This is a genomic window from Pseudomonas sp. IT-P4 (assembly GCF_949767755.1).
Taxonomy (GTDB): domain Bacteria; phylum Pseudomonadota; class Gammaproteobacteria; order Pseudomonadales; family Pseudomonadaceae; genus Aquipseudomonas; species Aquipseudomonas monachiensis.
The window spans coordinates 75,625-89,277 of the sequence record NZ_CATKPX010000011.1; the positions used below are offsets into that span (position 1 = coordinate 75,625).

Here is a 13,653-nt window from a genome sequence, read left to right on the forward strand (position 1 = left end):
TTTGCGGTAACAAAAAAAGGCCCATCTTCGGATGGGCCTTTTTTGTTGTCTATGCAAACTGTTCAATTATTGAACAATCGCTATCCATGCCTGACCGAAAAGTCAGCCGTGTATGGCAAGACCGGTCACTGCACCGCAGATTCCTGAACCACACGAATAACCCGCTGTGGAAATGGAATATCGATACCGGCCTCTCGCAGACGATCCCGGGATAGTTCGTTGAACATGAACATCACGTCCCAGTAATCGGCAGTCTTTACCCAGACACGAAGCGAAAGTGTGATCGCACTGTCACCCAGGGTAGAAACAACGGCCTGTGGTTCCGGATCTGCCAATACTCGCGGGTCCTTGGCCAATTCCAGCAAAACTTCACGGGCTTTCTGCAGGTCCGCTTCATAATCAACGCCTACATCAAACACGACCTTGCGGGTCGGCTGACGGTTTGTGTTGGTGATGATGCCATTCGACAGATTGCCGTTAGGTACGATGATGGTCTTGTTGTCACCAGTACGCAGCACGGTATGGAAAATCTGGATGCTGTCGACAGTACCGGCGATACCCTGAGCCTCGATCCAGTCACCGATGCGAAACGGACGGAACAGCAAAATCAGCACGCCACCGGCGAAGTTCGCCAGGCTGCCCTGCAAGGCCAGGCCAATGGCCAGGCCTGCCGCACCAATCGCTGCCACAAACGAAGTGGTTTCCACACCGATCATCGAGGCCACGCTGACGATCAGCAGAATCTTGAGAATGATATTCGCCAGGCTGCTGATAAAGCCTTGCAGCGCCAGATCGGCATTACGCAATGCAATCAGGCCGCCGAGCTTTTTCGTGACCTTGTTGATCAACCACCAGCCGATGGCCAGGGTGATAACCGCCAGCAGTACACGGCTGCCGTACTCCATGATCATCGGGATCCAGGTTTGGGATACCTTGACCAGATTGTCTACCTCGGCATTTAAGTCCATCTACACTCTCCTGTTTTCCGGCTACCCGGCATGCGTAAAAAAAGCGGCAGAAAGACCGAACCGCGACGGGCTCAATCGTTTCTGCCGCTGCTTGGCCTCCGACGTCGCAAACGCCAAGAGGTTCCCGGTTCGAGGCTCAGTCGCGGAAGTTGTTGAACTGCAGCGGCATACCGAATTCCTTGGCCCGCAGCGCTGCAATGGCTTCTTGCAGGTCATCACGCTTTTTGCCGGTGATGCGAACCTGCTCACCCTGAATGGCCGCCTGGACCTTGAGCTTGGCGTCTTTGACATGAGCGACGATTTTCTTCGCCAGCTCCTTGTCAATGCCTTCCTTGAGGACGGCTTCCTGCTTCATCAGCTTGCCCGACGCGAACGCGTCCTTGACTTCAAGGCACTGCACGTCGATTTTGCGCTTGACCAGCGCCAGCTTGAGGATCTCAATCATCGCTTCGAGCTGAAAATCCGCTTCGGCGGTCAGGTTGACGGTCAGGTCTTTTTCCTTGAACTCGAAGCTGCCTTTGCCTTTCAGGTCATAACGACGATCGAGTTCCTTGACGGCGTTCTCGACCGCGTTGGTGACTTCGTGTTTGTCCAGTTCGGATACCACGTCGAACGACGGCATGTAATCTCTCCAAAATTAAAGGCGCACTGATGGAGCACGCCTGGCTTGCGGTTAAAATCCGCGCTGATTATAACGGGTCTTTCCCATCATTCACTGCGAGCTGCCGATGCACGCCTTAAACAGAGCAAAAAGCTGATGTCCACCACCTGGCATGTACTGGGCGCCGGCAGCCTCGGCACTTTATGGGCGACACGCCTGACACGGGCTGGAATGCCGGTCCGGCTGATCCTGCGGGACACCGCGAGACTGCAGGCCTATGAGGTGGCCGGTGGATTGACACTGGTGGAACACGGCGAGGCGCAACACTATGCCGTGCCCGCAGAGACAGCCGACAACCCCCAACCGATCCACCGCCTGCTGGTGGCGTGTAAAGCCTACGATACCGAAAGTGCGGTGGCTCGATTGGCGCCACGCCTGGCCCCAGGCGCCGAACTGATCCTGCTGCAAAATGGCCTGGGCAGCCAGGACGCGGTCGCCGCCCAGGTTCCCCAGGCACGCTGCATCTATGCCTCGAGCACCGAAGGCGCCTTCCGCGATGGTGATTGGCGCGTGGTGTTTGCCGGACATGGCTTCACCTGGCTGGGGGATGCGAGCCATCCGGTGGCACCGATCTGGCTCGATGACCTGAGCGCTGCCGGCATCCCCCACGAGTGGAGCACCGAGATCCTGACCCGGCTGTGGCGCAAACTCGCCCTCAACTGTGCGATCAATCCGCTGACGGTGCTACACGATTGCCGTAATGGCGGCTTGCAGCAACATCAATGTGAGGTCGCCACCCTGTGCGGTGAACTGGTGGAGTTGCTCGAGCGTTGTGGTCAGCCGGCAGCGGCCGAAAACCTGCAGCAGGAAGTCGAACGGGTGATTCACGCCACCGCCGCCAACTACTCCTCGATGCATCAGGACGTCACGAGCCAGCGCCGCACGGAAATCAGCTACCTGCTCGGTTATGCCTGCAAAGTGGCCGGGCGCCATCAACTGAACCTGCCTCACCTCAATCAACTTGAGGCAAGGTTGATCGCTCGCCTGCAACGCCTTGGATTGCCCAGCGACTGAGCAGCGGCTACGCTGGCCACTTGTTCCTTGTCTGCGATGAATCCGATGCCATTGCGCCAGCGCCTTGAAAACCTGCCCGTCGGCCAGAAACTGCTGGCCGCCCTGCTGGTACTGATGGTCACCGTCCTGCTGGTTGCCAACCTGACCTTTATCAGCGCCGCCTACTACATCTCCCAGGAAAGCATGGCGCCCCAGGCCCTGCAGACCATCGGCCGGCTGGTATCCAACCCGAGCCTGGCCTCCGAAGCCCTGGCGTCCCCCCAAAGCGCCGAGCGCCTGCTGAATGAACTCAACAGCTATTCGCCCTTGCGCGCGGCAGCCCTGTATGACGGAAAGGGTGAGCGACTGGCGCAATTGCAGCATGGCGACAACCTGGAGCTACCGAAGCGTTTCCGGCATATCGAAGACTGGCAGGCCACCGAGTTTCGTACCAACCAAGTCATCCCCCTGCCCCGCACTGGCGCGGCACCAGGACACCTGCTGTTGGTAGCTTCGAGCGAACTGCCAATGGCGTTCTACACCGGGACCCTGACGGCCAGCCTGGGGATTCTGATCTTCAGCGTATTGCTGTGGCTGATCATTGCCCGCCAGATCAAGCGCCTGATTACCCGGCCGATCCACCAGCTCGAAGAGTTGTCCCGGCAGGTCACCCGCGAAGAGAACTACGCACTGCGTGCTTCGCGCGGAAACCACGATGAAATCGGCAGCCTCGCCGAAGCGTTCAACACCATGCTCTCGCGGATCGAGGCCAGGGAGCAGCAACTCAAGCGGGCCAGGGACGACTCCCAGGCAGCCTATGACCAGGCCCAGGGTCTGGCGGAAGAAACCCGCCATACCAACCGCAAACTGGAGCTCGAAGTCCAGGTGCGCAGCAAGATCGAGAAAAAGCTCACCGGTTTCCAGAACTACCTCAACAGCATCATCGACTCCATGCCATCGGCACTGATCGCCCTCGACGAACAACTCTACGTGACGCAATGGAACCAGGAGGCCAGCGCCCTGTCCGGCACGCGCCTCGATGAAGCCCTGAACCAGCCTATCTTCCTCGCCTTCGAACCGCTCAAGCCGTTCCTGCCGCAACTCAAGCAAACGGTCGAGCAGCATACGGTGGCCAAGATCGAGCGTGTCACCTGGCTCAAGGATGACGAGCCCCGCCACTACGCCCTGACTTTCTATCCGTTGATGGGCGGTGCCGGGCGTGGCGTGGTGATCCGGATCGACGACATCACCCAGCGCCTGTCCCTGGAAGAGATGATGGTGCAGTCGGAGAAAATGCTGTCGGTGGGTGGCCTGGCCGCCGGCATGGCCCACGAGATCAACAACCCGCTGGGCGCAATCCTGCACAACGTGCAAAACATTCGCCGACGCCTGTCGTCCGATTTGCCGAAGAACCTCGAAGTGGCCGAACAGGCAGGCATCGAACTGGCGACGGTCAACCAGTACCTGAAAATCCGCGAAGTGCCACAGTTACTCGACGGCATCCAGCAGGCCGGTGCCCGGGCGGCGAAAATCGTCACCCACATGCTCAGCTTCAGCCGTCGCAGCACCCGCCAGATGGCCCCTTGCGATCTGCCTGCCCTGATCGACCAGGCGGTGGAGATCGCCGGTAACGACTTCGACCTGGCGATCGGCTTCGACTTCAAGGGCCAGGCCATCATTCGCCAGTTCGATCCGGCCCTGGGACCGGTCCCCGGCACCGCCAACGAACTGGAGCAAGTGCTGCTCAACCTGTTGAAGAATGCTGCACAAGCCATCCATCAGCGCGAAGACGACAGCGAACCGGGGCGGATCATCCTACGCACCAGACTGAATCCGCCATGGGCGGAAATCCAGGTCGAGGACAACGGGATCGGCATGAGCGAAAACGTGCGCAAACGGACCTTCGAGCCGTTCTTCACCACCAAGGAAATCGGCCAGGGCACCGGGCTTGGCCTGTCGGTGTCGTACTTCATCATCACCAATAACCACAAGGGGCAGATGGAAGTGCAATCGACTCTTGGCCAAGGCACCTGCTTCACCTTGCGCCTGCCCCTGGCGAGTACCCCACCTGTCTCGCAAGAACTCAATCTGCTATCGAGGTAACCATGGGCTTTCGTTTGTCGAAGATTTACACCCGCACTGGCGACAAAGGCGAGACCGGGCTGGGCGACGGTCGTCGCGTACCCAAGGATCACCCGCGGATCGAGGCCATTGGCGAAGTCGATACGCTGAACAGTCAGGTGGGCGTGTTGCTGGCCGGGCTGGCGGCGCAAACGGGTGAGTTTCCAGGCTTGAACGAAGTGATCGAGGTATTGGCCCCCTGCCAGCATCGGTTATTTGATCTGGGTGGCGAACTGGCGATGCCGGTGTACCAGGCGTTGAATGCAGCAGAAATCGAACGACTGGAAGCGGCGATCGATGTGTGGAATGAAGAGTTGGGGCCCCTGGAAAACTTCATCTTGCCCGGTGGCTCGACGCTGATTGCCCAGGCTCATGTCTGCCGTAGCCTGGCGCGCAGCGCAGAGCGGCGCTGTCAGCAGCTCAATGCGATTGAGCCGTTGGCCGGAGTTGGCCTGGCGTACATCAATCGGTTGTCGGATTTGTTGTTTGTGATGGCGCGGCTGATTGCCAAGCGTCAGGGAGTGGCGGAGATTCTTTGGCAGCCTGCGGCGAAACCTGAGGTTTAGCCGGCGCCTGCCAAGCCCTCATCGCGAGCAAGCTCGCTCCCACAGGTTTTGTGATCGCCGCAAATCCACTGTGGGAGCGAGCTTGCTCGCGATGAGGCCATTTGCATCACTCGGAATCAGGCCAAAACGCCCGTATTCCCGCCACACCCTGCGCACCCGTCGCCCAGGCTTTCTCGACCTCAGCCGGGCCAACCCCACCAAGCAGGAACACCGGCTTGCTGAAGCCCTCGATCAAGCTCGACGCCTGCTCCCAACCCAACGGCTCGGCGCCAGGGTGAGTCTGGGTCGGCTGTACCGGCGACAGGGTCACGAAGTCCACCCCCATCTGCTCGGCCAGCGCCAGCTCTTCAGCGTTATGGCACGACGCCGCCAGCCAGCGCGATGCCGGTAGCGGTCGGCCAGCCGCTGCGTATTTGCGCAGCTGCGCCGAGGTAATGTGCCAACCGGCGGACGGGAAGTCGCCCAGCCATTCGAACGGCCCCTTGATCATCAATTGCGCCTTGCCGGCACACAGCCCCACCGCATCCACGGCCAGGTCCCGGTATTTCGGGTCGTAACCGTTCGGTGCGCGCAACTGGATCAGCTTGATGCCGCCAGCAATGGCCTTCTGGATGCCGCGCAGCAACGCCGGGGTTTCCAGGTCTTCCGGGGTAATCAGGTACTGAGCGGGCAATTTCGCGGCCGCGACGATCGGCTGATTGGCCGCCGGAAACTCGTAATCCGACAGATCCCGGGGCGATACCCAGGCCAGCGGTTGGCCTTCGGCGCCGTGGGGCTCGCCGGTAAACGCCGAGACTTCCCAGACATCCAGCAACACCTGCTTGTCCGGGTAATCGTGCCGGACCTGAATGAGCGGGCGCGCCGCGCCGACCACGATGCCCAGTTCCTCATGAAGTTCGCGGGCCAGTGCGGTTTCGACCGACTCGTCGGCCTCGACCTTGCCCCCGGGAAATTCCCACAAGCCACCCTGGTGCTGTGAATCCGCACGACGGGCGATCAGAATTTGGCCACTGCCATCACGGATGACGGCGGCGGCGACATGGACTCGTTTCACCTTTACGACTCCTCCAGTCCGGCCTTCTGCCAGGCCTTGAACGCTGGCCATTGGTAGAGGGTTTCAACATAGGCTTCGTCAGCCGCGGACAGTTTCACCCGATAGGTGCGCAGGCGCACGGCGATGGGTGCAAAAAACGCATCGGCCAACGTGATGCGGCCAAACAGGTACGGACCGCTCTCGGTCGCAGCGGCACGACACTCGGCCCACAACGCAGACATGCGTTCGATGTCCGCCTGGACATCGGCCGGGACCGGCGATAGCGCTGCGTCATGGCTCAGGTCGAACGGCATGTTGCCGCGCATGGCGAAAAAGCCACTGTGCATCTGCGCGCACGCCGAACGCGCCTGGGCACGGGCGGCAATGTCTTTGGGCCACAGGTTCGCGTCGGGAAACTGTTCTGCCAGGTATTCGGCAATCGCCAGGGAGTCGGCGATGGTGCCGTGTCCGGTTTTCAGCAGCGGGACTTTACAGGTTGGCGAATGCTTGAGCAGACGCTCACGGGTGTCCGGCTGGTTCAGCTTGATCAGTTCTTCGGTGTAGGAAGCGCCAGTCAGATCGAGGGCCAGGGCGCCACGCAGGGACCAGGAGGAATGCAGTTTGTCGCCGATGATCAGGTGCAGGCTCATGTTCGGGGTGCCTTCTCGTCAGGGTAACAAGCCAGAATATCTAGCGTCTGGTCGTCAGCCTTCGCGAGCAAGCCCGCTCCCACAGTTGATCGGGCAGTACGCACACTTTGTGTTCACTGAAGATCTCTTGTGGGAGCGGGCTTGCTCGCGAATGGGACGACTCGGTCTTGAACCGTGTATTAAGTACGGTACTCGGCGTTGATCTTCACGTATTCGTGGGACAGGTCGGTGGTCCAGATGGTTTCGCTGCAATCGCCACGACCCAACTCGATACGGATGGTGATTTCTTCCTGCTGCATCACCGCCGCGCCCTGGGCTTCGGTGTAGGTCGCCGCGCGCGCGCCACGGCTGGCGATGCACACGTCGCCGAGGAACACGTCGATCTTGCTCACGTCCAGGTTCGGCACTCCGGCACGGCCTACAGCCGCCAGTATACGGCCCCAGTTCGGGTCGGAAGCGAACAACGCGGTCTTGATCAGCGGCGAATGAGCCACGGTGTAACCGACGTCCAGGCACTCCTGGTGATTGCCGCCGCCGTTGACTTCAACAGTGACGAACTTGGTCGCGCCTTCACCGTCGCGAACGATGGCCTGGGCCACGTCCATGCACACTTCGAACACCGCTTGCTTGAGCTTGGCGAACAGTTCGCCTTCGGCACGGGTGATTTCCGGCAGTGCCGCCTGACCGGTGGCAATCAGCATGCAGCAGTCGTTGGTCGAGGTATCGCCATCGATGGTGATGCGGTTGAACGACTTGTTGGCGCCATCGAGCATCAGGTTTTGCAGCACATCGCGGGAGACTTTGGCGTCGGTGGCGATGTAGCCGAGCATGGTCGCCATGTTCGGGCGAATCATGCCGGCGCCTTTGCTGATGCCGGTTACGGTGATGGTCACGCCGTCGTGCTGGAACTGACGACTGGCACCTTTTGGCAGGGTGTCGGTGGTCATGATGCCGGTGGCGGCGGCTTCCCAGTTATGGATCGACAGGTCGTCGAGGGCCGCTTGCAGCGCGCCTTCGATTTTCTCGACCGGCAACGGCTCGCCGATCACACCGGTGGAATACGGCAGCACCTGGCTGGCCTCGACACCGGTCAGTTCGGCCAGCTTGGCGCAAGTGCGCTCGGCGGCGGCCAGGCCTGGCTCGCCGGTACCGGCGTTGGCATTGCCGGTGTTGGTCAGCAGGTAACGCACAGGGCCTTGCACGCGTTGCTTGGCCAGGATCACCGGCGCGGCGCAAAAGGCGTTCAGGGTGAACACGCCAGCAACCGTGGAGCCTTCAACACAGCGCATGACCACAACATCCTTGCGCCCCGGGCGCTTGATGCCGGCCGAGGCGATACCGAGTTCAAAACCGGCAACCGGGTGCAACGTTGGCAAAGGACCAAGACCAACAGCCATGAATGCGCTCCTTTATAAATGATGTCAGCACCGTTTCAGCAGAACGGTGGTTCGAATGGTAAAACGCCGCGACGGCAGAAGCCGGTCGCGGCGCGGGTATTTCAGCGTTTGAAACGGGTTTTACTGGATCTGCCCGTGGCAATGCTTGAACTTCTTGCCCGAACCGCAGTAGCACAACTCGTTGCGACCCAGTTTCTGCTCGTTGCGAACCGGCGCGGCCGCGAGGGCAACATCGACCTCTTCGCCCAACACTTCCGGCTGTTCAAGGCCTGGCGCCTCTTCATGCAGGAACTGCATGCGAGCGGCCAATGCCTCGGCTTCCTGACGCAGACGCTGCTCTTCTTCGATCGGGTCTTCGCGGCGAACCTGAACGTGGGACAGCACACGGATCGAATCGCGCTTGATCGAATCCAGCAATTCGGAGAACAGGGTGAACGACTCGCGCTTGTATTCCTGCTTCGGGTTCTTCTGGGCATAACCACGCAAGTGGATACCGTGACGCAGGTGATCCATGGTCGACAGGTGGTCTTTCCACAGGTCGTCCAGCACGCGCAGAACGATTTGCTTCTCGAAGCTGCGCAGCGCTTCGGCGCCCGCCTGGTCTTCTTTCTCGTTGTACGCCGCGATCAGTTCCTGCATCAGTTTCTCGCGCAGGGTTTCTTCGTACAGATGATCGTCTTCGTCGAGCCATTGCTGGATCGGCAGCGTGACACCGAAATCGCTCTGCAATGCAGCTTCCAGACCAGCCACGTCCCACTGTTCAGGCAACGACTGCGGAGGAATGTGCGCACTGACGGTGGCGTCGAGCACGTCCTGACGGAAGTCAGCGATGGTCTCACCGATGTTGTCGGCGGCCAGCAACGTGTTACGCATGTGATAGATCACTTTACGCTGTTCGTTGTTGACGTCGTCGAACTCGAGCAGCTGCTTGCGAATGTCGAAGTTGCGGCCTTCAACCTTGCGCTGGGCCTTTTCGATGGCGTTGGTCACCATGCGGTGCTCGATCGCTTCGCCAGGCTGCATGCCCAGGGCCTTCATGAAGTTCTTCACCCGGTCAGAGGCGAAGATGCGCATCAGGCTGTCTTCCAGCGACAGGTAGAAACGGCTGGAACCGGCGTCACCCTGACGACCGGCACGACCACGCAGCTGGTTGTCGATACGGCGCGATTCGTGACGCTCGGAGGCAATCACCTGCAAACCGCCCGATTCGAGCACTTGCTGGTGACGCTTCTGCCAGTCGGCCTTGATCTGGGCAATCTGCTCAGGGGTCGGGTTTTCCAGGGAAGCCACTTCCACTTCCCAGTTACCGCCCAACAGGATGTCGGTACCACGACCGGCCATGTTGGTGGCGATGGTCAGTGCGCCCGGACGACCGGCCTGGGCAATGATCTCGGCTTCCTTTTCGTGGAACTTGGCGTTCAGGACCTTGTGTTCGATGCCTTCCTTCACGAGCAGGCTGGACATGTGCTCGGAGGTTTCGATGGTGGCGGTACCGACCAGAACCGGACGGCCCGCGGCCATGCTTTCCTTGATGTCGGCCACGATTGCCGCGTATTTCTCGTCGGCGGTCAGGAACACCAGGTCGTTGTAGTCTTTACGGGCCAGCGGCTTGTTCGGTGGAATCACCATGACCTGCAGGCCATAGATCTGGTGGAACTCGAACGCTTCGGTGTCGGCCGTACCGGTCATGCCGGACAGCTTGTTGTACAGACGGAAGTAGTTCTGGAAGGTGGTCGACGCCAGTGTCTGGCTTTCGGCCTGGATGTTCAGGTTTTCCTTGGCTTCGATGGCCTGGTGCAGGCCTTCGGACAAGCGGCGGCCCGGCATGGTCCGGCCGGTGTGCTCGTCGACCAGTACGACCTGACCGTCCTGCACGATGTATTCGACGTTGCGGTGGAACAGCTTGTGCGCGCGCAGGCCGGCGTAGACGTGAGTCAGCAGGCTCAGGTTGTGCGCCGAGTACAGGCTCTCGCCTTCAGCCAGCAGGCCGATGCGGGTCAGCGTTTCTTCGACGTACTGGTGACCGGCTTCGTTGAGTTCGACCTGACGGGTCTTCTCGTCGACGGTGTAGTGACCGGCCTGGGTGACCTCGCCTTCGACTTCTTCAACGTGCAGCTTGAGCTGCGGGATCAGCTTGTTGACCTCGATGTACAGCTTGGAGCTGTCTTCGGCCTGACCGGAGATGATCAGCGGCGTACGGGCTTCGTCGATGAGGATGGAGTCGACTTCGTCGATCACGGCAAAATTGAGTTCGCGCTGGAATTTTTCTTCCATGCTGAACGCCATGTTGTCGCGCAGGTAATCGAAACCGAATTCGTTATTGGTGCCGTAGGTGATGTCGGCGGCGTAGGCAGCGCGCTTCTCTTCCGGCGGCTGGAACGGCGTGACAACGCCGACCGTCAGGCCGAGGAATTCATACAGCGGGCGCATCCAGTTGGCGTCACGGCGGGCCAGGTAGTCGTTCACCGTCACAACGTGCACGCCGTTGCCGGACAGCGCGTTGAGGTAAACGCCCAGTGTTGCCACCAGGGTCTTGCCTTCACCGGTACGCATTTCCGCGATCATGCCTTCATGCAAGGTCATGCCGCCGATCAGCTGGACATCGAAGTGGCGCATGCCCATGACACGCTTGCCGGCTTCGCGGGCGACCGCAAAGGCTTCTGGCAGCAGATTGTCGAGGGATTCCCCTTTGGCGATGCGGGCCTTGAACTCGCTTGTCTTGGCACGCAATTGATCGTCCGAAAGGGCCACCATTTGCTCTTCGAAGGCATTGACGAGTTGCACCGTCTTGAGCATGCGCTTGACTTCACGCTCGTTCTTGCTTCCAAAAAGTTTCTTTAACAAAGGCGCAAACATATCGGCAGGATCTTCCACACTAAAGGGATGGAGGGCGGCCCCGTGAGTCGCCCGTGCAGCCCTCATGGCCGCATGCGAACGAGCATTCTACCCGGAAACGATGGAGAGGAAAGTGGCGATATTCCACGATGCTGGCACAGCGCTTTGACGGGGCTCACATAAAATAAGGGCGTTTTGCTCAACTTCAAGCCGTTCAAGACAGAAGTTAGTTGTTGATTTAATGGGTAAAGCGCCCACAAAAGCAATGGGCGGGTGCATCCGGCGCTTTCTGCTACCATGGCGCCTCTGTTACTTCAGGTGTCTGATCATGGCATTTCGCCCACTTACGGCCAAAGTACCTGCCGTTCTACTACGCGAAGCCAAGCCGCTGAAGGCCATTCTCGGCCACGCTCAACGCCTGGGTCACCTGCAACGCTTGCTCGAAAGCCAATTGCAACCCGCCGCTCGCGAGCATTGCCACGTGGCTTCCTGGCGCGAAGGCAGTTTGTTGCTGATTGTCACCGACGGTCATTGGGCAACCCGCCTGCGCTACCAGCAGAAGCGCCTGCAACGGCAACTGCAAATGTTCGACGAGTTTGCCAATCTGACCCGGATCCTGTTCAAAGTTCAACCGCCGACCGTTCAGCAAGGTGCGGCCGGGCATACCATGGACTTGTCCAACGACGCGGCAGCGACCATTCAGGCCACGGCCGACGGGATCAGCGACCCGAATCTGCGGGCAGCGCTGGAGCGACTGGCGGCGCATGCCAAAACCAAAGGTTAAAGACAAGATCAAAAGATCGCAGCCTCCGGCAGCTCCTACATTTAAATTTGCGAGCAACCCGTAGGAGCTGCCGAAGGCTGCGATCCTTTGCTTTCAGCGGCGTTTTTTGCTGCCCAGCAACGAGCCCATCAAGCCGCGCACCAACTGTCGGCCAATCTGGTTCGCCGCCTGTTGCATCGCCGATTTCAGCGCCTTCCCAGCCGCTGTGCCGAGGAACTCTCCGGCCTGTTCGGTGAAACTCGGTTCCTGTTTGCCCTGCTCCGCTTCGGGCTCTGATGCCAGTCCCTTGCGTCCCACCAGCACCTCATAGGCTGATTCGCGATCGATCGGTTGGTCATAACGCCCTTTGAACGGTGAGCCTGCGATCAACATCGTGCGCTCGGTTTCAGTCAAAGGCCCGATCCGCGATTGCGGTGGAGCCACCAACACCCGCTGGACCATTTCCGGCGTGCCCTTTTCCTGCAGGGTGCCGACCAGCGCCTCACCGATCCCGAGCTCAGTCAACACCGACAACGCGTCGAACGCAGGATTCGGCCGGAATCCTTCGGCCACCGCGCGCAGGGACTTCTGCTCCTTGGCCGTGAACGCACGCAGACCGTGCTGGACGCGCAAACCCAACTGCGCCAGCACATCATCCGGCAGGTCACCCGGCGACTGGGTGACGAAATACACGCCCACGCCTTTCGAACGAATCAGCCTTACAACCTGTTCCAGACGATCACGCAATGCCTGGGGCGTACCGTTGAACAACAAGTAAGCTTCGTCGAAGAACAATGCCAGCAAGGGTTTTTCGGCATCGCCACGCTCCGGCAGTTGCTCGAACAGTTCGGCCAACAGCCACAGCAGGAACGTCGCATAGACTTTCGGCGCCTCATGCACCAGGCGGCTGGCGTCCAGCAAATGAATGCGCCCACGGCCATCCGCCGTGGGTTGCAGGATGTCTTCGAGTTGCAGCGCCGGCTCGCCGAACAGGGCTTCGGCGCCCTGTTGCTCCAGGGTCGCCAGACGTCGCAGCAATGCCTGGCTGGAACCGGTGGTCATCAATGCCGCATCGTCGCCCAGCAACTGGGGGATGTCCCGCAGGTGATTGAGCAACGCCTTCAGGTCCTTGAGATCGAGCAACAACAGGCCTTCGCGGTCCGCCACCTTGAACGCGGCGTAGAGTGCCGATTGCTGACTGTCGGTCAACTCCAGCAGGCTGCCCAGCAGCAGCGGCCCCATTTCACTCAAGGTTGTGCGTAAAGGATGACCGGACTGACCGTGTATGTCCCACAACGTCACCGGATAAGCCTGAGGCTTGTGGTTGAGCCAGGGCATCCCGGCAATCCGCTCAGCGATCTTGCCCTGGGGGTTGCCGGCGGCGCCAAGGCCGCACAGGTCACCCTTGATGTCGGCGGCGAACACCGCTACGCCGGCATTGCTGAAGGCTTCGGCCATTCGTTGCAAAGTGACGGTCTTGCCGGTGCCGGTCGCGCCCGCGATCAATCCGTGGCGGTTCGCCAGGCGCATGGCCTGGGCAATCGGCTGCCCTTCGAGATCTGCGCCGATAACGAGTTGCAATGAGTCAGGCATTTGGTCACCCATGATTAATCTTTGGTCCTGCACGGCCGATAGAGATAACGACAAAGCAGTCAGACACGATCTG

Annotated in this window: 11 protein-coding genes; 4 read left to right on the plus strand and 7 right to left on the minus strand. The window is 60.1% G+C overall.

Translation table 11 applies throughout. The annotated features are described in order from the left end of the window. Positions 1 to 125: 125 nt before the first annotated feature. Positions 126 to 968 carry a mechanosensitive ion channel family protein gene (locus tag ACM6IT_RS00420; protein ID WP_056726058.1) on the minus strand — a complete coding sequence of 281 codons (843 nt, stop codon included), beginning with the start codon at positions 966 to 968 and terminating at the stop codon, positions 126 to 128. 136 nt (positions 969 to 1,104) lie between these two features. Further along, positions 1,105 to 1,590, minus strand: a complete 486-nt coding sequence (locus ACM6IT_RS00425; RefSeq protein ID WP_053155306.1) for a YajQ family cyclic di-GMP-binding protein — start codon at positions 1,588 to 1,590, stop codon at positions 1,105 to 1,107. Between the two features lie 135 nt (positions 1,591 to 1,725). On the opposite strand from ACM6IT_RS00425, the gene ACM6IT_RS00430 reads away from it, so the two are divergent. The 3 genes from ACM6IT_RS00430 to ACM6IT_RS00440 are packed head-to-tail and all read left to right on the plus strand — an operon-like array spanning position 1,726 to position 5,309. Then, positions 1,726 to 2,643 (plus strand): putative 2-dehydropantoate 2-reductase, encoded by a 918-nt coding sequence (locus ACM6IT_RS00430; protein ID WP_414917244.1) that lies wholly within the window; start codon positions 1,726 to 1,728, stop codon positions 2,641 to 2,643. A 45-nt stretch (positions 2,644 to 2,688) separates the two neighbouring features. Further along, positions 2,689 to 4,725, plus strand: a complete 2,037-nt coding sequence (locus ACM6IT_RS00435; RefSeq protein ID WP_414917270.1) for an ATP-binding protein — start codon at positions 2,689 to 2,691, stop codon at positions 4,723 to 4,725. A gap of 2 nt (positions 4,726 to 4,727) precedes the next feature. Continuing rightward, the gene (locus tag ACM6IT_RS00440) at positions 4,728 to 5,309 is read left to right on the plus strand and encodes a cob(I)yrinic acid a,c-diamide adenosyltransferase (RefSeq protein WP_056726064.1); all 582 of its coding nucleotides are present in this window, start codon (positions 4,728 to 4,730) and stop codon (positions 5,307 to 5,309) included. Between the two features lie 106 nt (positions 5,310 to 5,415). On the opposite strand, the gene ACM6IT_RS00445 is transcribed toward ACM6IT_RS00440, so the two are convergent. The 4 genes from ACM6IT_RS00445 to secA form a co-directional block, all read right to left on the minus strand. After that, positions 5,416 to 6,363: a Nudix family hydrolase gene (locus ACM6IT_RS00445; protein WP_056726066.1), complete on the minus strand. Its 948-nt coding sequence runs from the start codon at positions 6,361 to 6,363 to the stop codon at positions 5,416 to 5,418. A 2-nt stretch (positions 6,364 to 6,365) separates the two neighbouring features. After that, positions 6,366 to 6,992, minus strand: a complete 627-nt coding sequence (locus ACM6IT_RS00450) for a glutathione S-transferase family protein (protein WP_223541140.1) — start codon at positions 6,990 to 6,992, stop codon at positions 6,366 to 6,368. 179 nt (positions 6,993 to 7,171) lie between these two features. Continuing rightward, the gene (gene argJ, locus ACM6IT_RS00455; RefSeq protein ID WP_414914644.1) at positions 7,172 to 8,389 is read right to left on the minus strand and encodes a bifunctional glutamate N-acetyltransferase/amino-acid acetyltransferase ArgJ; all 1,218 of its coding nucleotides are present in this window, start codon (positions 8,387 to 8,389) and stop codon (positions 7,172 to 7,174) included. Between the two features lie 120 nt (positions 8,390 to 8,509). Then, complete coding sequence (gene secA / locus ACM6IT_RS00460) at positions 8,510 to 11,245, minus strand: preprotein translocase subunit SecA (RefSeq protein ID WP_056726070.1); 2,736 nt, start codon at positions 11,243 to 11,245, stop codon at positions 8,510 to 8,512. Positions 11,246 to 11,552: 307 nt separating this feature from the next. Here secA and ACM6IT_RS00465 point away from each other — a divergent pair, with 307 nt between their 5' ends. Continuing rightward, on the plus strand, positions 11,553 to 12,008 hold the full coding sequence (locus ACM6IT_RS00465) for a DUF721 domain-containing protein (RefSeq protein ID WP_414914643.1): 456 nt from the start codon (positions 11,553 to 11,555) through the stop codon (positions 12,006 to 12,008). 93 nt (positions 12,009 to 12,101) lie between these two features. On the opposite strand, the gene ACM6IT_RS00470 is transcribed toward ACM6IT_RS00465, so the two are convergent. Beyond that, complete coding sequence (locus ACM6IT_RS00470; RefSeq protein WP_414917245.1) at positions 12,102 to 13,580, minus strand: helicase HerA-like domain-containing protein; 1,479 nt, start codon at positions 13,578 to 13,580, stop codon at positions 12,102 to 12,104. Positions 13,581 to 13,653 lie beyond the last annotated feature (73 nt).

Excerpts from the sequence above, each read along its gene's own strand:
- ACM6IT_RS00450 (WP_223541140.1), bottom strand. The coding sequence starts at position 6,992 with ATGAGCCTGCACCTGATCATCGGCGACAAACTGCATTCCTCCTGGTCC.
- ACM6IT_RS00440 (WP_056726064.1), top strand. The coding sequence starts at position 4,728 with ATGGGCTTTCGTTTGTCGAAGATTTACACCCGCACTGGCGACAAAGGC.
- ACM6IT_RS00470 (WP_414917245.1), bottom strand. The coding sequence starts at position 13,580 with ATGCCTGACTCATTGCAACTCGTTATCGGCGCAGATCTCGAAGGGCAG.
- ACM6IT_RS00425 (WP_053155306.1), bottom strand. The coding sequence starts at position 1,590 with ATGCCGTCGTTCGACGTGGTATCCGAACTGGACAAACACGAAGTCACC.
- ACM6IT_RS00430 (WP_414917244.1), top strand. The coding sequence starts at position 1,726 with ATGTCCACCACCTGGCATGTACTGGGCGCCGGCAGCCTCGGCACTTTA.
- ACM6IT_RS00465 (WP_414914643.1), top strand. The coding sequence starts at position 11,553 with ATGGCATTTCGCCCACTTACGGCCAAAGTACCTGCCGTTCTACTACGC.
- argJ (WP_414914644.1), bottom strand. The coding sequence starts at position 8,389 with ATGGCTGTTGGTCTTGGTCCTTTGCCAACGTTGCACCCGGTTGCCGGT.
- ACM6IT_RS00420 (WP_056726058.1), bottom strand. The coding sequence starts at position 968 with ATGGACTTAAATGCCGAGGTAGACAATCTGGTCAAGGTATCCCAAACC.
- ACM6IT_RS00435 (WP_414917270.1), top strand. The coding sequence starts at position 2,689 with ATGCCATTGCGCCAGCGCCTTGAAAACCTGCCCGTCGGCCAGAAACTG.
- secA (WP_056726070.1), bottom strand. The coding sequence starts at position 11,245 with ATGTTTGCGCCTTTGTTAAAGAAACTTTTTGGAAGCAAGAACGAGCGT.